Origin of the sequence: Nonomuraea diastatica, from assembly GCF_004349015.1 — a bacterium.
Taxonomy (GTDB): domain Bacteria; phylum Actinomycetota; class Actinomycetes; order Streptosporangiales; family Streptosporangiaceae; genus Nonomuraea; species Nonomuraea diastatica.
On record NZ_SMKP01000200.1, the window covers coordinates 1 to 19494 of the forward strand.

The window sequence follows — 19494 nt, forward strand, 5'->3', positions numbered from 1 at the left end:
TGCCGCCTCGGAAGTAGACCGTGTCCCCGGGCTGGGCGGCCGCTTGCGCACGGGCAATGGAGGCCCACGGAGCGGCCTGCGTTCCCGAGGCGCTGTCGCTGCCGTTCGGGGCGACGTAGTAGACGGCTCCGGCCGCCGCGTTGCTGACCGTCGCGGACGTGGCAACGAGCGCGGTGGCACCCACCACGACAGGCGCGACCAGGGCGGCACGTGCCACCAAGCTACATGCTTTCATCACGGGACTCCGTCAGACGTTGGGGAACAGGACATCGGGATCGCTGCCTTGATCCGGGGAGTCGGGCCAGGCGGTGAGCAGCCCGTGGGTGGTCATACCGCCCATCGAGTGGCCGGGCACGCCCGCACCGGGCCACGGTGTCGATGTGGCCGGCCAACGGGTCACCGGCAGTGTTCAGCGCCAGCGTCCGGGTTATGACTTCGGAGAGGTCCTTGGACGGGCTGCCGTTGGAGACGCCCTCGATGCTGAGGTTGGCGAAGTGCGGGGCCCCTGCGAGAGGTCGGATGATCGCCAGGGAGTTCTGCGGGCTGCTGCCGTAGCCGTTCATGAACTCCCGGACTGGGAAGATCCCCGCAGCGACGGTGGTCAGCCGGCGGCTCCCACGGGTCCAGTTGTCCTGACGCACACCCACGGCGAACGGTGTTGTCGGCGCGACCCGGACGGCGCCGGCCTGGGCTGCGTCCGCTCGCCAGGCACCGAGGAGGGACACGCTCTCAGCGGCCGCCGCTCCGGCGGCGCTCAGCCGCAGGAACGTACGTCCTTGCATCGACATGCTGACTCCTCGTGTGGGATCTGCGAAGAGGGCTCATCCATGTCCGACCCGGATGCTCGATGGCCGAGACAGAGGTCAGAAGCACGGATCACAGCAGTTGCCGACACGGGGCCGCCGGCTGTGGCCATGGTGGATGGGCATGGCCACAGGCCCTACGGCACTCGTGCCTTCGGTTGCGAGTGAGCGTCCAGTCGCATGAACCGGCCCGGTGCGCGGTGCCGGGCCCGGTGTGGACGGTCGCGGTTAGGTGGACGTCGAATCGCCGCATGTTCTGCGGCTACGGGGAGTAGCGGGGATGGGATGCGAAGCCACAGGTAAGGCGGGGGATGCGGCCACATGTCCTCCTCACAGACTGGAAGGGACTCTGTGAACGTGCACGGTAACGCACAACCTGACGAATCGAAAGAGCCTAATTTGAAATCCGAGGTAGACGACCAGATGGCAAAAAGCCGAACCGCCACCCGCGACGAAATGGCCATACTTCGTCCTGTGAACGCTCCCAGACAATGCGACTCCTCGGGGTGTCCCCGTGAAAGTTTCAGGCGTCCCTTCGTCGGTGCGTACGGAGGTGGCAGACGGCGAACCAGAGGATGTCCGGGTGTTGGCGGCGGGGAGGTCAGCACTCCGCAGCAACCGGTTCAGCCGGCCAGGGAGCAGCCCTGACATGGGACTGCCTCCTCACGCTCGCCACCTCGGAAGATCCGTCGATGCCGGACGCAGGTTGCCATGGAAGCCCTCTGCCTTTGCGTGAGTCTCGACCACGAAGCGAAGGGAGCGGCGAGCCGAGCCGAAGCACTTCAAGGGGCGGGAAACCGCAGCCTTGACGGCCGATGCCTACGCTCTTACCCTCGCAGTGATTATATCGTTTTAATTACTCGACACCCCAGGAGCTCCCCATGCGCCCCGCCCATTTAGCCCTCACGATCCTGGCCGCGCTCGCGTGCGCGCTCCCGGCCTCCCCTGCCGCCGCCACTCCACGCATCAAAGCGGATCGCCTCGGGCGCGGCCTCGTGGCCATGACCACTCCGGCCCGCGCCTTTCTGAGCCGGCGTTTCCTGGGCTCGGAAGTGACCGATGTCCGGACATGGCGCGGTGCTAGGCGACGAGCATCGACCGTCTCAATGTTAGCGATCACACTGCTCGTAACGCCTCGCAGATGCATCTCCCCACCTTGACTCTGTCGGGGATCTTGTTCGCTGTCGGGTCAGCTGGCGGCTCGCCAGGAACGCAAGCGCGGAATGCCTTGGACCGCCCCGGGAATCTTGGAGGCTGCGATTCCTGCGAACTTGCGAATGACGTAGCTGATTCCTGCGCCTTATAGAAGGCGTCCTCGTACTCCTTCGGCGGAATATTACCACAGAATGAGTGGGGCCTCGTCTCGTTGTACCAGGCAACCCGTGTGTCCCGAAGAGAATGAAGAGGTGATGAGGTAGAAGCCAGAGCTTCTGAATTGTCATGCTGTGCTGGAGATGGAGGAAGGCCCTCCGAAATCGCCGGGCAAGGCGGAGGCCTCAAACCACCGTAAGCTGCGTTAGTTGAAGACTGTTGTGGTAAGCGTTACGGAAAAGCCGCGCTAGGACGTGGCAGGTATGGTCCGAGAAGGCGAACGAAAGTAAACCGCTGAAGACGTGTCGTAAGGTTGAGGTGACATCGAAACCAGAGGTTCTGAGCTGGCGCCGGCGCAGGACGGCGCCGGTTACGGCCTGGTCGGCATGCGGGAACGCGCCGAGCTGCTCGGTGGCTCGCTCACCACCGGCCCGGAGGGCGACGGCTTCCGTGTCCTGCTGCGGCTGCCTGCGGGGGCGGCGTCGTGACCGTGCGGGTACTGGTGGCCGACGACCAGACAGTGGTCAGGGAAGGCTTGGTGCTGCTGCTCGCCTTGCTGCCCGATGTGGAGGTCGCGGGCACGGCCGCCGACGGCGAGCAGGCGGTACGGTTGGCCGCTTCGAAGATCCCCGACGTGGCGCTGATGGACCTGCGGATGCCCAGGATGGACGGAGTGGAGGCGACCCGCAGGATCCGCGCCTCCCATCCCGGCATCCAGGTGGTGGAGCTGACGACCTACTCCGACGACGAATCGGTGTTCGCCGCGCTGCGCGCCGGGGCACGCGGTTACCTGACCAAGGATACCGACGCCGAGACCCTGGCCAGGGCCATCGCCACCGTGTCCGGTGGGCAGGCGCACTTCGATCCCGAGGTGCAACGGCGGCTGGCCGAGGAGGTCGCCGGACGGGCCCACCGATCCAGCGATTCTCCCGACGGCCTGACTCCGCGCGAGGCCGAGGTACTGCGGCTGATCGCGGCGAGCAGGTCGAACGCGCAGATCGCCGGTGAGCTCTTCATCTCGGCGGCCACCGTCAAGACACACATCAACAACCTGTTCGCCAAGGCGGGCCTGCGAGACCGCGCCCAGGCCGTTACCTATGCCTACCGTCACGGTCTGGGAGAGTGAGCTCAACGTCCGATAAGGATGACCTCCAGTCCGGGGCGCTCAGAGCTGCCCGATGAGCTGGCCGTCTGCGTCCACGTTGGGCTCGATCTCGACCTGGAACCGGGCGCGCAGGCTGCGCCAGCAGCGTTCGATCTCCCCTTCCTGCGGCAAGCGCATCAGCCTGATGCCCAGGCAGGCGCAGGACGGGATCGACGACGTGGTTGCCGTCCTCGCGTATACGGGCGACGTTGCAGCGTTGCGCGGGTTTGCCCCACATGGCGGCTCCGATGTGGGGGAAGATGACAACCGGTCGGACCCGTTAAGCTCAGTCCTTGTCCTCGACGCTCATGGCCCGCGCTGGCCGAGCGGAGGGCGAGCTGGGTGTGCTGACCGAGCGGTTGCAGCAGGCCGAGCAGCGCCGCGACGAACTGGCCGGGACCATCGCGCTTGGGGCTGGTGACACGCCTTCTGACGGCGGCCGGAGCCGTTATCCTGAACGCACACCTACTGCAGTTACCGGGACGGCACGATCTTGCGTGGAACCTGGAGGACGCGCCAGCCAACGTTCGGCACCCGTCCGCCGCGTCCACCCACCCAGGTGGCTGGCATACGACCTGCGGAGGAATGGGCGAGAGGGGCGCATCAGGCTCGCATTGACCCGCACGGCGCCGCCTATCCATGGGCCACGCGATACGTTGGCGCAGGCGGCAACGACGTGCGTCACATCGGGACTGCCCTACGCGGTCGTCTGTTTGATCTCCAACCTGGACAGTCCGGACGACGTCCCTCGGTGATCCAAAAAGGCAATGGCGGTACTCTTCATGACCGGTAGCCTTCGAAAGGGATAACAGAATGCCGCATGCGGCGAGGCCCACCGTCACGCTGCATGACGTGGCCGCGGTGGCCGGGGTGTCGATCTCCACTGCGTCGCGGGTCCTGAACGGCAGCGCGAGGAAGGTCGCCCCCGAGTACGAGGCCCGCGTCCTGGCAGCAGCGGCGGCCCTGCGCTACACGGCGGACGCATCCGCGCGAGCGATGCGCCGGGCCAGCGACTCGATCGCGCTCGTGGCCGACGATCTCACGACGCCGTCCATGGGCCTGGTGGTGGCCGCGATGGAGCGCGAGGCGCGTTCGGCCGGGGCGTTCGTCACCGTGTCGGCCACCATGGGTGTCGCGGAGCGCCAGTCCGAGACCGTCCGAGTCCTGCGGTCGCTGCGCCCGCGTGCGCTCGTGGTCACCTCGAACCGGTTTCTGGCGGAGAAGGCCGAGGTCCGGCTGTCGAAGGAGCTACGGGCGTACGAACGCGAGGGCGGGCGGGTCGTGATCGTCGGCGAGACGGACATGACATTCGACTCGATCGGCTTCGACAATTTCCGGGTCGGGCAGATCATGGGCGCCTTCATCGCAAAAATCGGGCATCGCCGGGTGGCGATATTGGCCGGTGACAGGAATCTGCGCAACATGGCCGACCGCACCGCCGGATTCATAGCGGGATTGCGTGCCGGGGGTGTCGACGAACGGGATATCCAGGTCGTTGCCTGCGAGGTCAGCCGCCGCGGCGGATTCGATTCCGCGCGCCGGCTGGCCGAATCGGGAATGGACGGCGTGCGGGCGGTTCTCGCAGTCAATGACATTGTCGCCATCGGAGCGCTCAAGGGATTTCGCGCCGTCGGTCTCGCGGTGCCCGGCGACGTTTCCGTGACGGGGGCCGACGACATACCGCTCGCCTATGATGTGACGCCGCGTCTGACGACGGTGGCGCTGCCCCTGGCACAGGCCGGGACGGAGGCGATCCGCATCGTGCTGGGCGAGGGCGGGACGGGTCGCCGGATGAGTGTGGACGGCCGCTTGCTCGTTCGCGACAGCACCTGTTCCGCCGCTGATCGTCCATGACGACGGACGCTCTGCTGACTGACTCCTTCGCCAATCTGTAACTGCTGTCGAGACGGCGGCGCACCGCCGTCCGAGACACGATCCGGTGCGGCCCGCGAGGCCAAGAGCCCCTGTGGGCTGGCATCGGCGCTCGTCAGCCCACTCCTAGGGATGCTCACACTCCGCTGATGGCGGCGGCACCACTCTTGACGCTCGCGTAACGCCCGTGCAAACTGCGGAATACGTTTTCCCAAGGCGGCCTTAGCCCCGCCCTTGGTGACAGGAGGTCACGGATGATCGCGTCGAGGAGGCCCGCGTGACCGCTCTCGGCGAGTTGCAGCGCATGCGCAGAGGCAGCGGCGGAACCCTCGGCGGCAAGAAGGAGAACAAGGCCGCCTTCGTGTTCTTGGCCCCCTGGTTCGCCGGCCTGCTGTTCATCACGGCAGGCCCGATCGTGGCCTCCCTCGTGCTCGGCTTCACCGACTACAACCTGATCCAGCCGCCGGAGTTCAACGGCCTGGACAACTTCACCCGCATGCTGAGCGACACCCGCCTGCACCACGCGCTCGGTGTGACGCTGGTCTACGTCGTCGTCTCCGTCCCACTCCAGCTCGCCTGCGCCCTCGGCTTGGCGCTGCTGCTCGACCGGGGACTGCGTGGCCTGGCGTTCTACCGCTCGGCGTTCTACCTACCGTCCCTGCTGGGCTCCAGTGTGGCCATCGCGGTGTTGTGGAAGCAGATCTTCGGCGCTGAGGGCCTGGTCAACCAGGTGCTCGCCGTGTTCGGTGTCGAGGGACGGGGGTGGATCTCCGACCCCGGCACGGCTCTGTCGACGCTGATCGTCCTGAACGTGTGGACGTTCGGCGCCCCGATGGTGATCTTCCTGGCCGGCCTGCGGCAAATTCCGGCCATGTACTACGAGGCCGCTGCCACCGACGGCGCCGGCAAGTGGACGCAGTTCAGAAGGATCACGATCCCGCTGTTGTCACCGATCGTCTTCTTCAACCTGGTCCTGCAGATCATCCACGCCTTCCAGTCGTTCACGCAGGCGTTCGTGGTCTCGGGCGGCAGCGGCGGCCCGTCGGACTCCACCTTGTTCTACACGCTCTACCTGTATCAACGCGGGTTCGGCAGTTTCGACATGGGGTACGCCTCAGCGCTCGCCTGGCTGCTCCTGGTGATCATCGCCGGGTTCACCGCGGTCAACTTCTGGGCCGCCCGATTCTGGGTCGTTTACGATGACTAACCTTCGCAAGGCGGTCAAGCACGCCGCCCTCCTCCTGCTGGCCCTGGTCATGCTGTACCCGGTGCTGTGGATGGTGGTCAGCTCCCTGCGGCCCAACAGCGAGATCTTCCACCGCCCCGGCCTGATCCTTGACAGCCTGCAGGTGCAGAACTACGGCGAGGGCTGGAACGCTCTGGCCTCCCCGTTCGGCCACTACATGGCCAACTCGGCGATTCTCGTGCTGGCCTGCATCATCGGCAACCTGGTGTCCTGCTCGATGGCCGCCTACGCGTTCGCCCGTCTGGACTTCACCGGCAAGCGCCTGTGGTTCGCCATCATGCTGGGCACGATCATGTTGCCGATCCATGTGATCATCGTGCCGCAGTACATCCTGTTCTCCCATCTCGACTGGGTGAACACGTTTCTGCCGCTGGTCGTGCCAAAATTCCTGGCCACGGACGCGTTCTTCGTCTTCCTCATGGTGCAGTTCATCCGCGGGCTGCCGCGCGAGCTGGATGAGGCGGCCAGGATCGACGGCTGCGGCCACGCCCGGATCTTCGTCCGGATCATCCTGCCCCTGATGCTGCCGGCCCTGGCCACCACGGTGATCTTCACCTTCATCTGGACCTGGAACGACTTCTTCAGCCAGCTCATCTACCTGACCGACCCGGAGATGTACACGGTTCCGGTGGCGCTGCGCTCGTTCGTGGACGCCACCGTGTCCACCTCGTGGGGATCCATGTTCGCGATGAGCGTGGTCTCCCTGCTGCCGGTCTTCCTCGCTTTCCTCGTCGGCCAGCGCTACCTCATCCGAGGCATCGCCACCACCGGCGGCAAGTAAACCCCTCTCCCCCGCGAACAGGAATCACCATGAGAAGAATCGCCCTTGCCGCCGCGGCGGCACTCCTGCTCAGCGCCTGCGGCAGTGGTGGCGGCAGCGCGGGCCAGGAACTGTCCAAGGACCCGGTGACCATCCGCTTCACCTGGTGGGGCGCCGACGAACGGCACAAGCGCACCCAGCAGGTCATTGACGTGTTCCAGAAGAAGCACCCGAACATCACGGTCAAGGGTGAGTTCAAGGACTGGAACGGTTACTGGGAGAGCCTGGCGACGACCGTGGCCGCCAACGACGCCCCGGACGTCATTCAGATGGACGAGCTCTACCTCGCCTCGTACGCCGAGCGCGGCGCCCTGCTCGACCTCGGCACCGCTGCCCAGCATCTCAAAACCGCCGACTTCGACAAGACCGCTCTGGACACGGGTGTGGTGGAGGGCAAGCAGTACGGGCTGCCCGTCGGCCTGAGTGCGTACGCGATCGTCGCCAACACCGACCTGCTCGATCAGCTCAAGATCAAGCTGCCCGACGACAACACCTGGACCTGGGAGGACCTGAAGAAGACCGGCGAGGAGGTGTCCAAGGCCGGGGGCGGCAAGATCACCGGTGTGCAGTCCTTCGGCTTCGATGCGGGCGGCATGAACATCTGGGTGCGCCAGCAGGGTGCGGCGCTGTTCGACGAGGCGGGCAAGGTCGCCGTGCCGGAGAGCGTGCTGGCGGGCTACTGGAGCTACATCAAGGATCTGGCCAAGTCCGGAGCGGCCCCGGCGCCGTCGGTGACGATCGAGCGGGCCGGCGGCTCGCTCGATCAGTCGGGCACCGCCACCAACGCCTCGGTCTTCGCCACCTGGTGGAACACCCAGCTCACGTCGCTCACGGCGGCCAGCGGCCAGAACCTGAAGTTGCTCAGGCTGCCCGGCGAGTCGCAGGCGTCCTCCCCGGGCGCGTACTTCAAGCCCTCGATGTACTGGTCGGTCTCCTCGCGCAGCAAGCATCCGGCGGAGGCGGCGCTGTTCGTGGACTTCCTGGCCAACAGCCAGGAGGCGGCCGACATCCTGCTGACCGACCGTGGTGTCCCGGCCAACAAGAAGATCCGCGCCACGATCACTCCGAAGCTCAGCGAGACGGACAAGGCGGCGGTCGAGTACCTCGACGCGCTCAAGATCGGCACGGCCCCCCGCGTGACCCCGAACGGCGCCAGCTCCATCGAGGCGATCATCAAGCGGCACACCGAGGAGGTGCTGTTCGACCGGCAGACGCCGGAACAGGCGGCCAAGGCGTTCATCACCGAGCTCCAGGCCGAGATCGACGGTGCCTGACCTCCCTCTAGCGAAGGAACACATGTCTGAACGCAACTACCGGGCCGCGATCATCGGGACCGGAGCAATCGCCCACGCCCACGCTCGCGCGCTTCAGGACGCGGCGGGCCGGGTGAGCCTCGTGGCTGTGGCCGACGTGGACGCCGGGCGGGCGGGCGAGTTCGCCGCCGGGTACGGCAGGGCTCGCGCTTACGGGAGCGCGGAGGAGCTGCTGCGCGCGGAGGAACTCGACTTCGTGCACCTGTGCACGCCGCCGCGGCTGCACGCACCGCTGGCCGTCACGTGCCTGGAGGCCGGGGTGACAGCCCTGGTCGAGAAGCCGCCGACGCTGTCGCTGGCCGAGTTCGACACGCTCATCGAGGCCGAGCGGCGTACCGGCGCGTACGTGGCGACCGTGCTGCAGCACCGCTTCGGCCCGGGAGCCGTACGGCTGCGCCGCCTGCAGGAGGCCGGCGAGCTCGGCCGGACGCTGTTGGCCACCTGTGCCACACAGTGGTACCGCGACGAGGCTTACTACGCGGTGCCGTGGCGCGGCACGTGGGAGTCGGAGGGCGGCGGCCCGACGATGGGACACGGCATCCACCAGTTCGACCTGCTGCTGTCGGTGCTCGGGCCGTGGAGCGAGATCACGGCGGTGGCCGGCCGGCAGGCCCGCTCGGTGGAGACCGAGGACGTGTCGATGGCGCTGGTGACGTTCGAGAACGGCGCGCTCGCCGCGGTCGTCAACTCGGTCGTATCCCCGAGGCAGACGTCCGAGCTGCGCTTCGACTGTGAGCGCGGCACGGTCGAGGTCGAGCACCTGTACGGCTACACCGACGACGACTGGACCGTCACCCCGGCGCCTGGCCACGAGGACGTTCAGGCCCTGTGGGTCAAAGACCGGTCGGAGGAGTCCAGCGGGCACGCGAGCTGGCTGGCCGCCGTGCTCGACGCGCTCGACCAGGGCCAGGCTCCGCCCGTCACCACCGCCGACGCCCGCCGGACCATGGAGTTCATCGCCGCGCTCTACGCCTCCGCCTTCACCGGCGAGCGCGTCCGCAGCGGCCAGATCACCGCTGACAGCCCGTTCGCCCAGCGCATGGACGGCACGGGCGCCCGATGGAGGAACGCATGACCCTGCACGCTGTCCACGCGATCGGGAAGTCCGTCGCCGTCAGCGCGGGAGACGTGGAGCTGTTCACGTACGTCTACAGTCCGGACACGCCGGTGCTGGAGTCGCCCAAGCCATACGTGCACCCCGTTCGCACCCGCGGCGGCGCGCTCGTATCGCTGTTCCGGCCGCACGACCACGTCTGGCACAAGGGCATCGCCTGGTCGCTGCCGCACGTGGGCGAGCACAACTTCTGGGGCGGGCCCACGTACGTCGAGGGCGAGTACGTCCCGCTCGACAACAACGGCAGTGCCATCCACCGCGAGATGACCACGCTGCTGGCGGACGGCGACCGGGTCGTGATCGGGCACGCCCTCGACTGGGCCTCCCAGGCGGGCGCGCCCGTCATCGAGGAGCGGCGCTCCCTGACCGCGACGCTCGTGGACGAGGCCACCTGGGCGCTGGTCTTCGAGACGGCCATGACGAACGTGTCCGGCGCCACCATCGACTTCGGCTCCCCGACCACCAAGGGCCGTGAGAACGCCGGCTACGGCGGCCTGTTCTGGCGCGGCCCCCGCTCGTTCACCGACGGCGTCATCCAGTCCCCGGACGGGGCGGGCGGCGACGAGCTGCGCGGCCGGCGCGCCGAGTGGTTCGGCTTCCGCGGCAAACACGACGAGACCGGCGAAAGCTCGACGATCGTCATCGTGGACGACACCGCCAACCCGCAGCACCCGCCGCAGTGGTTCGCCCGCACCGACGACTTCGCCTGCCTGAACCCGGCGCCGTTCTTCAGCGAGGAGGTGCCGCTGCCCGGCGGCGAGACCATGCGCTTCCGGTACGCGGTCGTGATCGCCGACGGCGATCGGGACGAGAAGGGCAGCGCGCTGCTGGCCGAGCAAGGTAGGGAAGCGCTGCGATGACATTCTCTGGGACGTTTCCCGGAGGCACGTCCGTCAGCCGTCTTTCGGTCTATTCGGGCAGCACCTGCGCCGACAGCCTGGAAGGTGGCACGCCTCATGTGCACACGGCCTCCACGGAGGCGTACGTTGTGGTCGCGGGGCGCGGCACGCTGCAGACGCTGGACGCGCACGGACTGCGGGAGACCGAACTGGGCCCCGGCTCGACCGTGTGGTTCACGCCCGGCACCATCCACCGTGCCGTCAACCGCGGCGGCCTGGAGGTCGTGGTCGTCATGTCGAACGCCGGACTGCCCGAGGCCGGCGACGCGGTCATGACGTTCCCGCCCGAAATCGTGGCCGACCCGGAGCGATACCGCGAGGCCGCGACCCTGCCGCCGGACGACGTCGGCAAAGCGGTCGAGCGGCGGCGCGATCTGGCCGTCGAGGGTTTCTTGCGGCTCGCCGGCGGCGGCCACGAGGCACTCAGGACCTTCTACGACAGCGCCGTCACCCTCGTCCGTCCCAAGGCGGTGCGGTGGCGCGGCATCTGGGAGAGCACGGTCGCCCAGGAGACCCGCCGCACCGCCGGGATCCTCGACGCCCTCGAACGCGGCGACGCCACGCACCTCCTGCGCTCGGCCCTGATGGAGAGCCCGCCGCACGAGCGGTGGGGAATGTGCGGGCACCTGCGCGCCCACGACGTCGCCCATCCCATCGTGCACACTCCCGAACCGAGCTGACCTCCCGCCGGCGTCCGCGCCCACTCCCTGATGAGGAGCACGGCCATGCCCCCTGCCCGCTCGACTCTGCTGCGCCTGCTGACGGCGACCCTTATGATCACATCTCTCGCACACCCCGCCGCCGCGGAGGCGGGCACCACCTCCCTCGTCGCCGAGGTCGGCACGACCTACTACGTCGACGCGACCGGCGGCGACGACTCCGCCTCCGGGCTGGACGAAACGCAGGCCTGGAAGTCGCTGGCCAAGGTCAGCGGCACCACCTTCGAGCCCGGCGACCGCATCCTGCTGCGCGCCGGGCAGCGGTGGAGCGGGCAGCAACTCTGGCCCAAGGGTTCGGGCGAGAGCGGCGCCCCGATCACCATCGACCGCTACGGCGAGGGCGCCAAGCCGCGCATCGACGCCGCGGGCCAGGTGGGCGACGCCGTGCGGCTGTTCAACCAGGAGTTCTGGACCATCCGCAACCTGGAGGTGACCAACGAGGTCCCGGCCACCGGCACCCCGGGCGCGAACCTGCGTGACCTGCGCGGCATCCACGTCTCCGGCGACAACGGCCAGACCCTCGACGGCTTCGTCATCGACGGCGTGGCCGTGCACGATGTCACCGGACAGGTCAACTGGATCGGCGGCAGCGTGGACAACAACGCGCCCGGCATCCGCTTCCAGACCGGCTGGGACGGCTCGAAGAAGACCGGCGGCATCGTGTTCGACACGACGGTGCCCGACATCGGCGCCCCGCCGGAGCACGCGACCGTGCTCAACGACGTGGTGATCCAGAACTCCACGATCGCCGACACGTCGTTCGCCGGCATCGTGTTCAAGCAGTACACCGGCGACGGCAGGAACGAGGCGGGCGAGATCATCGCCGAGCCCACCGGCTGGGGTAGCCGCAAGAACAGGGACGATCCGAAGTTCGCTCCGCACACGAACATCATCATCAGGAACAACCACATCACCCAGGCCGGAACGGCGTACGGGTGCAACGGCATGTACCTGACCAACGTCCGCGGCGCCCTGGTCGAGCGCAACGTCGTCTACCGCACCGGCACCTCGGGCATCGAGACGTACTACGCCGACGACGTAACGTTCCAGTTCAACGAGGTGTACGAGACGCAGCGGAAAGCCGGTGGCGCCGACTCCAACGGCATCGACCCGGACAAGGGCACCACCCGGCAGGTCATCCAGTACAACTATCTGCACGGCAACGGCGACGGCGTGCTGCTGTGCCAGTTCGGCTTCGGCGACGCCGTGGTCAGGAACAACGTCATCGCGAGCAATACCCGCTACCAGATCTATCTGCACTCGGACAGCGCCGCCACCGCGAAGATCTACAACAATACGATCTACAACGACAGGTCGGACCACCTCATCTACGGGTACGGCGGCTATCTCAACTCCCGCTACGACATCACCGGCAATCTGCTCCACTCGACCAGGGCGGGCGCAGTGCTGACGACCAGCCCGACCATCGTCTACAGCCACAACCTCTACAGCGGCGCGGCCCTCACGGTGCCGCCCGGCGACAGGAACGCGGTGGTCACGGCCGACCCACGGTTCGCGAAGGCTCCGCTCGACGGCCCCTACGGCACCCCGGAGACGGGCCCCGCTCTGGAGACGGCGTACGGCCTGCGCGTCACCTCCGGCTCGTACGCCATCGACGCGAGCACGGAGATCACCGGGAACGGCGGCCGCGACTACGCCGGCGCGACTCTTTACAACGGCGCCCCCGACATCGGCGCCTTCGAGTACACCACCCCGGACAACGCCACCACCGAGTCCGTCACCGGTACCGTCCGCACCCCCTCGGGCACCCCTGTCACGGGCGCGACAGTGGCCATCGGCGAGTTCAGGGCCACCACCGGCGCCGACGGCCGGTTCGCGATCGGGAACCTGCCCTTCGCCGACGGCGTCGAGGTCACCGCGACCAGGAACGGCTACGCCACTGCCACGGCCACGGTGAACGTACGGCCGGGCAACGCGACCACCATCGCGCTCACCATGGCCTCGACCAGCACGGTCGGCACGATCACCGGCCGCGTGCTGGACCAGGCCGCCCAGCCGCTGCCCGGCGCCACCGTCACCGTCCAGGACGGCGACCAGACTCTCGCCACAACCACAAGCGGCCCCGAGGGTGCCTTCTCGGCCGAGAACGTGCCGATCGGTGAGGGTTACACGTTGCGCGTCACCGCCGAAGGCTTCGTGGCGAAGACCACGACGGCCCCGAGGATCGAGGCGGCCACCGTGTCCGACGCGGGCGCGGTGCTCCTGGTCCGTCCCGTGCCCGGCTACGTGGCCGTCCATGACTTCGATGACCTGCCCATCGGCCCGTTGACCAGCGGTGACGGTCTGACGGTCAGCGGCGCGGGCGGCAGCGCCGAGGTCGTCGAGGTGGAGGGTGACAGGAGCGCCCGGCTCACCCGCACGGTCAACAGCGGCGTCACCAACCTCACCCGGGATGTCGTGCTCAAGGGCATCGTGACCGTCGAGACGAACGTCAGGAGCGAGCGGCCCTACTCCTCCGGCAACCACTGGTGGTCGGTGCCCTACGTCAAGGACGCGAGCGGCCAGAACGCGGTCAGCCTCGCCTTCACCAAGAACACGATCGTCGCCTACGTAGGCACGACGACGAAGACCGTCGGCGCTTACGAGCCGGGCCGCTGGTACCGCGTCGCCGCCGTCATGGACACCGTCAACAAGCGCTTCGATCTGCTGATCGACGGCCGCAAGGTGCTCGAAGGAGCCGCCTTCAGAACCGCCGCCGACGCCGTCGCCAAGCTCGACTACAGCGCCACCAGCACCAACTACGGCAGCATCGATCTCGACGACATCCGCGTCTCGCAGGGCGTCGGGCTGGCTCGCGACGACGCCAGCCTCCTCAGCCTGGACACCGACCGTGGCACGCCCGCCGGAGGCCTGCTGGAGGTGCCCGCACGCGTGTCGGAGGTGACGGTGACCGCCGTGGCACGCAGCCCGTTCGCCAGGTCAGTGGCCATCGACGGTGAACGCGCGGACGGCGCCCAGGCCACCCGGAAGATCGTGCTCAGCGACACGGACGCCGAGGTGGCCATCGTGGTCACAGCCGAGGACGGTACCGAGCTCACCCACACCTTGCGGATCAAGCGCGGTTCCATCGCCCTGGACACCACCCTGTCCGCCCTCGTCCCCGGCGCGGGCACGCTCGAGCCCGCCTTCGACCCCGACGTCCACGCGTACGCCCTGACCATCCCAGGCGACCGGATCACGTTCACGCCCACTGCGCTCAACCCGAAGGCGGCCGTCACCGTCCAGGGTCAGCCGGTCCAGCACGGCACCGCCTCACCGACGATCCCGATCCCGGTCGGCGATACCGAGGTCGCCATCAAGGTGGTCTCCGAGGACGGCACCGCGGATGCGACCTACCTTGTCAAAGTCACCCGTCCGGAGCCCGAGCTGCCACCGGACGGCGCCACCAAGCCCCCCGCCCGTGGCACGCTCGCGGCCACCGGACCCTGGAAACGCGGCACCTATGACGTGACCATGAATCTCTGGTACGGCGTCAGCGCCAGCGTCTTCATCCTGTACGAGAACGGCAAGGAGATCGCCAGACGTGATCTGATACCGCGTACCCCCGCCGCGCAGCAGGCCACGGTCCCTGTCACCGGCCGGATCAACGGCACCTACGTCTACACCGGCGAGCTGCTCAACCAGGCCGGCCGCACCGCCACCACGTCCGTCAAGGTCGCGGTGACCCAGGCGAACCCGGGCACCCCGGTGCTCAGCAGCGACAACTGGGACCGCGACGGTGACTACACGATCCGCATGAACATGTGGTGGGGCACCAACGCCACCGTCTACCGCCTCTATGAGGACGGCGTCCTGGTCGACTCCCAAGAGCTCGCCGCCGCCACCCCGGCCGCTCAGAGCGCCGCGACCGTGCTCAGGAGCCGCCCGGCGGGCGAGCGCACCTACGTCGCCGAGCTCGAGAACGCGGCCGGCGTGACGAGGGGCCGACCATTGTTGGTAGTGACAGAATGACCGCCATGGCTGACGGGTCCACGGTCCCCTCCTCTCCCCCGACCCTGCACGACGTCGCCCGGGAAGCCGGAGTCTCGATCGCCACCGCGTCGCGCGCGCTCAACGGCAGCTCGCGCAATGTCAGATCGGAGAACGTCTCCCGCGTGCGGGCGGCGGCGGCCAAACTCAACTACGAGCCGCACCTGTCAGCGCAGGCCATCGCCAGAGGGTCGACCAGGACCGTCGCGCTGGTGGTGCGCGACGTGGCCGACCCCTACTTTTCGGCCATCGCCGCCGGGGTCGTCCAGGCGACCGAAGAGGCCGGCCTGATCGTCACCATGGCGGTGGCCGACGGCTCGCCGGAGCGGGAGCTGGAGATCGTCAGGACGCTCCGGGGGCAACGCCCCCGCGTCATTATCCTGGCCGGCAGCCGCATCGAGGGCGCGGGCGTCAGGGACGCGCTTGTCGAGGAACTGGCCGAATACCGCACGGCCGGAGGGCGGGTTGTGCTGATCAGCCAGCGGGATCTGCCGTTCGCCACGGTGACCGTGGACAACCGGGGCGGGGCCGCCGAGCTGGCCCGCGCGCTGCTCGGCCTGGGTTACCGGCGGTTCGCGGTGTTCCACGCGGCGCCGGAGATCCGCACGTCGCGGGATCGGTACGAGGGTTTTCTGGCGGAGCTGGCAGCGGCGGGGATGCCGGAGCCGCTCGCGATCGAGACCGGCTTCACCCGCGCGGGGGGTTACGAGGCGGCCCGGCGGCTGGTGGATCGGGGGTTCGAGGACGTGGAGGCGGTCTTCGCGGTCAACGACGTGATGGCGATCGGCGCGATGACGGCCTTCCGCGACGCCGGGGTGATGCCCGGGACGGACATCGCAGTGGCGGGCTTCGACGACATCGAGCCGGCCCTGGACGTTCTGCCGCCGCTCACCTCGGTGGCGGTCCCGTTGCGGGAGGCAGGGCTGAGCGCGATGCGCCTGGCCCTGTCCGACGGCGGGGAGGCGGGGGTGCGGCATCCGGTCGGCGTCGTCCTCCGGGACAGCACACCCCCGCGCCGATCCGCCTGATCGGCGGCCCCCGGCCACGGGAGCGGACGTGACCGCCTCTCGCGCAAGCGCCGACGACCGAGAGACATCCCAACGCCGAGCACCAACGCCTCGGCTGCTGTTGTGCCAACGGGGCGTCGCTTGCCCGTCTCATGTGTTGTCGGCCCGGCCGTTGCTGGGAGGAAGATCCTCGACGGCGGCGATCGCTGTGTCCAACGTGATGGCCATGTCCTGGGTGAGGTACTCGAGCGGCCGGCCGGTCACCTTGATCCTGGCCGTCACCGGGACGCCGAGGAGGCGATCGCCGACCGCCGAGCAGGAGGTGATCGCGGCGGCCGCAGAGGCCCGCCGGGACCGCGCCCAAGAGCAGGCGCAGGAGGACCGCCGCAAGCGCGCCGCGGCGGTGCGCGCACAGCACGAGGCCGAGGCCCGGGCGGCCGAGGCGAGAGAGCATGCCGGACCAAGCGGACGAGCGCGTCCGCGAGGCCGACGAGCGCGCTCAGCAGGCCGCCGAGCGGGCGGACGCGGCGCTGGAGAAGGAGCGCGGGGCACGCCAGGAGGCGAAGCAGGAAGGGGAGGCCCGGGTCATAGGCCGCGGCGGAGGCGGCCGGGCGCGAGCGCGACAGCGCGGTGGAGGAGCGCACGGCCGCCGTGCAGCGCGAGGCAGCCTTGCGCACCCAGTTCGAGACCCAAGCAGCGCAGCTCAGCACGCTCACCGAGCGCCCTACTGGACGGCCCGCGGCGAGATCGCCGAGTTCACGGCAGAAGGAGACCGAGACCGAGCGCGGAGCGCCGGGCCGAGCAGGCGCAGGCCGACGCCCGGGACGCCCGGCAGGAGACCAAGGCCGTACGCGACGAGCTCAAAGAGGTGCGCGCGGAGTTCAAGGGCGTACGCGCGGAGTTGTCGGCAGCCCAGCGCATCGCCACGGACGCTGAGATCGCGCTGGCTGTGGCAACGACAGACCTCGAGGCGGCCGAGCGCGGGAAACAGGAGCGCTCGCAGCGCGTCGCGAGCGCAGAGCAGGAAGCCCAACGTCCACGTCCCAGCGACGCTGATCGGTGAGGGTACGCGTGAGCCAGATCATGGTCTCATCTGCCGAGGTCTGCCCGTCGCTACACTCCCCTGCCCGGCCAGGCGGGCTGCTGGTTCGGCTGGCAATGCCGCTGGTACGAGCTGCCGCCGGGACGAGCCATCGGAGCCACCAGAAGAGCCAAAATCGAGCAGCCTATCAAGGCCAGCTTGCGAGATCTTCCTGGGTTGACCGACTGGATTCTGGGGACCCGCCACCCGCTCACGGCGGGTGGTCAGAAATGGTTCTACGGGCTGCAATCCATGGCTGGTAGCATGCGGCTCACCCTGTGGACCAGCGCTGATGTCGAGGAGCACCTGGCGGGGCCGGGTGAGCTGTACCGTTCAACCTCCTTCGGCGACTTGGTTCTCACGCCTGACGACCTCCGGGAACTGCACGAGCGGTCAGTGGCCCATATTCGCTTCCGCTGGCATCGCTGAGAAGGCGTCTGTCACGGCTGGGTGCCAGGATCTCCACCTTGTCGGATCGGTGGCGCATCTTTTGGGCACGCATCACTCGTTGACCATGCGGACGTGCCATCTGGCGGGTATGTGCCCTGGTGGGCAAGGGCGTCTCCGGCGGCGCCAGGACAGTGAGGTCGCGGGGTGATGGTGTGTTACATAGCCCCGCTCCTCGGCCTGTGCTCGAGACCGATGAGGAGGTGCGGTGATGAGAGGAAAGACCTTGCAGGAACCGCCAGGAAGTGTGCGGAGAGGCTGCCGGCGGCTGAGCTCACCCACCCGTTCGGGCCCGACTGGGAGGTCTTCAAGGCCGAGGGCCTGGTGACCGATTCCTACCGGCTGGTGGTGGGCAACCTTCCCAAGTCCTGGCGGCCCGTCGACCCGGGCGCCTTTGACCGCCGCACCGGGGACCGGGCGCGGCGATGACCATCACCAGCAGCCGCCTGCAGCGCGTCGCCCGTGATGCGGCCGGCGCGTTGCCGGGTGTGAGCAGCGGGCGGCCGTTCACCGACAAGCTTGACGTCTTTAAGGTGGCGGAAAAGGTGTTCTTGATCGTCACCGACGACCCGGACGAACGGATCATCACCGTGAAGTCCGAACCCGATCACGGCCGGTCCCTGCGACGCGAGCACGAGTCGATCACGCCGGGCCGCTACCTGAACAAGGCCCACTGGATCTCGGTGGCAGCCGGCCGAGAGATCACCGCAGGACCTGGTCGCCCTCTCCTATGAGCTCGTCTGTGACTCGCTGCCGCGCAGCCGGCGCCCCGCAGGCCACGGCTCCAGGGCCCCCTCGGACAAACGCTGAAAGGGAAACATCTGTGCACACCATGACGACCCGGGAGTGGCACGAGTTCGTCACGCGCGGCGCGCGTACCGGGAAATTTTCCACGGTGGGAGCCGACGGCGCTCCCCACATCACGCCCGTCTGGTACGTCTTCGACGGCGAGGACTTCCTGTTCACCAGCGGCGGCACGACGGCCAAGGTCCGCAGCCTGCGCCGCGACCCGCGCGCGGCGATCTGCATCGAGGACGACGCCCCGCCCTTCTCCTATGTCGAGGTCCGCGGCGAGGTGACCTTGAGCGAGGACCTCGACGAACTCCTCGACGTCGCCACCCGCGCCGGTGCCCGGTACGCGGGCCCAGAGCAGGCTGAGGAGCTCGGCAAGCGCAACGGTGTGCCCGGCGAGGTCGTCGTCCGGCTCCATCCCCGGAAGGTCATCGCCTACGCCGGAATCACCGAATAGGACACCGCCCGCTCTACGGCGGTGCCCTGCGCCGCCGACGTCAATGAGCCCGGGCGACCACACGCGAGACCAAGGATGGCCTGGCACCGCCAGGGAGCCGGAGAGAGGCGGGGACGTGCAGGAGTGGGACGTGATCGTGGTCGGGGCCGGTTGCGCCTGCGGAGTGCTCGCCGACCGGCTCAGCCAGAGGGCCGATCGTTCGGTACTGCTGCTGCAGGCCGGCCCCGATGGGCCGCCCGGACCGGTACCGGTCAACCGCGTCGACGGCGTCCGCCGGAGCACAACCCTGACGCTTCCTCGCCCGTGCCCGCAGCCGCCCCAACCTCACGATCCGCGCGGACACTCTCGTCGACCACGTCGTGATGGACAACGGCCGGGCGGTCGGTGCCCGGCTCGCTGGTGATCAGAACACCATCCTGCGGGCGGGACGGACCGTCACCCTGACCTACCGCACGGACCTCGACCCGCCCGACCACCCC

16 protein-coding genes and 1 pseudogene are annotated in these 19494 nt (G+C 68.5%); 15 read left to right on the forward strand and 2 right to left on the reverse strand.

Translation table 11 applies throughout. The features are described 5' to 3' along the window. A pseudogene (locus E1294_RS43600) lies at positions 1-220 on the reverse strand (hypothetical protein); the annotation flags it as partial. Positions 221-2598: 2378 nt separating this feature from the next. Here E1294_RS43600 and E1294_RS43610 point away from each other — a divergent pair. The 10 genes from E1294_RS43610 (at position 2599) to E1294_RS43655 (ending at position 16259) form a co-directional block, all read left to right on the forward strand. Beyond that, complete coding sequence (locus E1294_RS43610; protein ID WP_132517263.1) at positions 2599-3240, forward strand: response regulator; 642 nt, start codon at positions 2599-2601, stop codon at positions 3238-3240. 831 nt (positions 3241-4071) lie between these two features. Further along, the gene (locus E1294_RS43615) at positions 4072-5112 is read left to right on the forward strand and encodes a LacI family DNA-binding transcriptional regulator (RefSeq protein ID WP_132517265.1); all 1041 of its coding nucleotides are present in this window, start codon (positions 4072-4074) and stop codon (positions 5110-5112) included. Positions 5113-5434: 322 nt separating this feature from the next. Further along, the gene (locus E1294_RS43620; protein ID WP_132517287.1) at positions 5435-6337 is read left to right on the forward strand and encodes a carbohydrate ABC transporter permease; all 903 of its coding nucleotides are present in this window, start codon (positions 5435-5437) and stop codon (positions 6335-6337) included. Then, on the forward strand, positions 6330-7157 hold the full coding sequence (locus E1294_RS43625) for a carbohydrate ABC transporter permease (RefSeq protein ID WP_132517267.1): 828 nt from the start codon (positions 6330-6332) through the stop codon (positions 7155-7157). Before E1294_RS43620 ends, E1294_RS43625 begins: the two co-directional genes overlap by 8 nt. A 29-nt stretch (positions 7158-7186) precedes the next feature. After that, entirely contained in the window at positions 7187-8470 is a 1284-nt protein-coding gene (locus tag E1294_RS43630; protein ID WP_132517269.1) for an ABC transporter substrate-binding protein, read from the forward strand. Positions 8471-8492: 22 nt separating this feature from the next. Continuing rightward, complete coding sequence (locus tag E1294_RS43635) at positions 8493-9584, forward strand: Gfo/Idh/MocA family protein (protein ID WP_132517271.1); 1092 nt, start codon at positions 8493-8495, stop codon at positions 9582-9584. Next, on the forward strand, positions 9581-10483 hold the full coding sequence (locus tag E1294_RS43640) for a DUF6807 domain-containing protein (protein WP_132517273.1): 903 nt from the start codon (positions 9581-9583) through the stop codon (positions 10481-10483). Before E1294_RS43635 ends, E1294_RS43640 begins: the two co-directional genes overlap by 4 nt. Positions 10484-10581: 98 nt before the next feature. Beyond that, positions 10582-11202 (forward strand): cupin domain-containing protein, encoded by a 621-nt coding sequence (locus E1294_RS43645; protein ID WP_246083702.1) that lies wholly within the window; start codon positions 10582-10584, stop codon positions 11200-11202. Positions 11203-11295: 93 nt separating this feature from the next. Continuing rightward, positions 11296-15213: a carboxypeptidase regulatory-like domain-containing protein gene (locus E1294_RS43650; protein ID WP_132517277.1), complete on the forward strand. Its 3918-nt coding sequence runs from the start codon at positions 11296-11298 to the stop codon at positions 15211-15213. A 5-nt stretch (positions 15214-15218) separates the two neighbouring features. Beyond that, entirely contained in the window at positions 15219-16259 is a 1041-nt protein-coding gene (locus E1294_RS43655) for a LacI family DNA-binding transcriptional regulator (protein WP_132517279.1), read from the forward strand. Between the two features lie 129 nt (positions 16260-16388). On the opposite strand, the gene E1294_RS57580 is transcribed toward E1294_RS43655, so the two are convergent. Continuing rightward, on the reverse strand, positions 16389-16520 hold the full coding sequence (locus tag E1294_RS57580; RefSeq protein WP_281284600.1) for a hypothetical protein: 132 nt from the start codon (positions 16518-16520) through the stop codon (positions 16389-16391). A gap of 586 nt (positions 16521-17106) precedes the next feature. Between E1294_RS57580 and E1294_RS43660 the strand changes: the two genes are divergently transcribed. The 5 genes from E1294_RS43660 (at position 17107) to E1294_RS43680 (ending at position 19015) form a co-directional block, all read left to right on the forward strand. Next, on the forward strand, positions 17107-17301 hold the full coding sequence (locus E1294_RS43660) for a hypothetical protein (protein ID WP_132517281.1): 195 nt from the start codon (positions 17107-17109) through the stop codon (positions 17299-17301). A gap of 195 nt (positions 17302-17496) precedes the next feature. Then, positions 17497-17748 (forward strand): hypothetical protein, encoded by a 252-nt coding sequence (locus E1294_RS43665; RefSeq protein WP_132517283.1) that lies wholly within the window; start codon positions 17497-17499, stop codon positions 17746-17748. A gap of 213 nt (positions 17749-17961) precedes the next feature. Continuing rightward, entirely contained in the window at positions 17962-18195 is a 234-nt protein-coding gene (locus E1294_RS43670) for an MmcQ/YjbR family DNA-binding protein (RefSeq protein WP_132517285.1), read from the forward strand. Continuing rightward, positions 18192-18500, forward strand: a complete 309-nt coding sequence (locus tag E1294_RS43675) for an MmcQ/YjbR family DNA-binding protein (RefSeq protein WP_220448279.1) — start codon at positions 18192-18194, stop codon at positions 18498-18500. Before E1294_RS43670 ends, E1294_RS43675 begins: the two co-directional genes overlap by 4 nt. A gap of 98 nt (positions 18501-18598) precedes the next feature. Continuing rightward, positions 18599-19015 carry a PPOX class F420-dependent oxidoreductase gene (locus E1294_RS43680; protein ID WP_132517289.1) on the forward strand — a complete coding sequence of 139 codons (417 nt, stop codon included), beginning with the start codon at positions 18599-18601 and terminating at the stop codon, positions 19013-19015. Positions 19016-19494: the final 479 nt, after the last annotated feature.

What these genes read in the sequence shown, in the direction of transcription:
- E1294_RS43615 (WP_132517265.1), top strand. Translation starts at nt 4,072, where the DNA reads ATGCCGCATGCGGCGAGGCCCACCGTCACGCTGCATGACGTGGCCGCG.
- E1294_RS43620 (WP_132517287.1), top strand. Translation starts at nt 5,435, where the DNA reads ATGCGCAGAGGCAGCGGCGGAACCCTCGGCGGCAAGAAGGAGAACAAG.
- E1294_RS43625 (WP_132517267.1), top strand. Translation starts at nt 6,330, where the DNA reads ATGACTAACCTTCGCAAGGCGGTCAAGCACGCCGCCCTCCTCCTGCTG.
- E1294_RS43630 (WP_132517269.1), top strand. Translation starts at nt 7,187, where the DNA reads ATGAGAAGAATCGCCCTTGCCGCCGCGGCGGCACTCCTGCTCAGCGCC.
- E1294_RS43635 (WP_132517271.1), top strand. Translation starts at nt 8,493, where the DNA reads ATGTCTGAACGCAACTACCGGGCCGCGATCATCGGGACCGGAGCAATC.
- E1294_RS43640 (WP_132517273.1), top strand. Translation starts at nt 9,581, where the DNA reads ATGACCCTGCACGCTGTCCACGCGATCGGGAAGTCCGTCGCCGTCAGC.
- E1294_RS43650 (WP_132517277.1), top strand. Translation starts at nt 11,296, where the DNA reads ATGATCACATCTCTCGCACACCCCGCCGCCGCGGAGGCGGGCACCACC.
- E1294_RS43655 (WP_132517279.1), top strand. Translation starts at nt 15,219, where the DNA reads ATGGCTGACGGGTCCACGGTCCCCTCCTCTCCCCCGACCCTGCACGAC.
- E1294_RS43670 (WP_132517285.1), top strand. Translation starts at nt 17,962, where the DNA reads ATGAGGAGGTGCGGTGATGAGAGGAAAGACCTTGCAGGAACCGCCAGG.
- E1294_RS43675 (WP_220448279.1), top strand. Translation starts at nt 18,192, where the DNA reads ATGACCATCACCAGCAGCCGCCTGCAGCGCGTCGCCCGTGATGCGGCC.
- E1294_RS43680 (WP_132517289.1), top strand. Translation starts at nt 18,599, where the DNA reads ATGACGACCCGGGAGTGGCACGAGTTCGTCACGCGCGGCGCGCGTACC.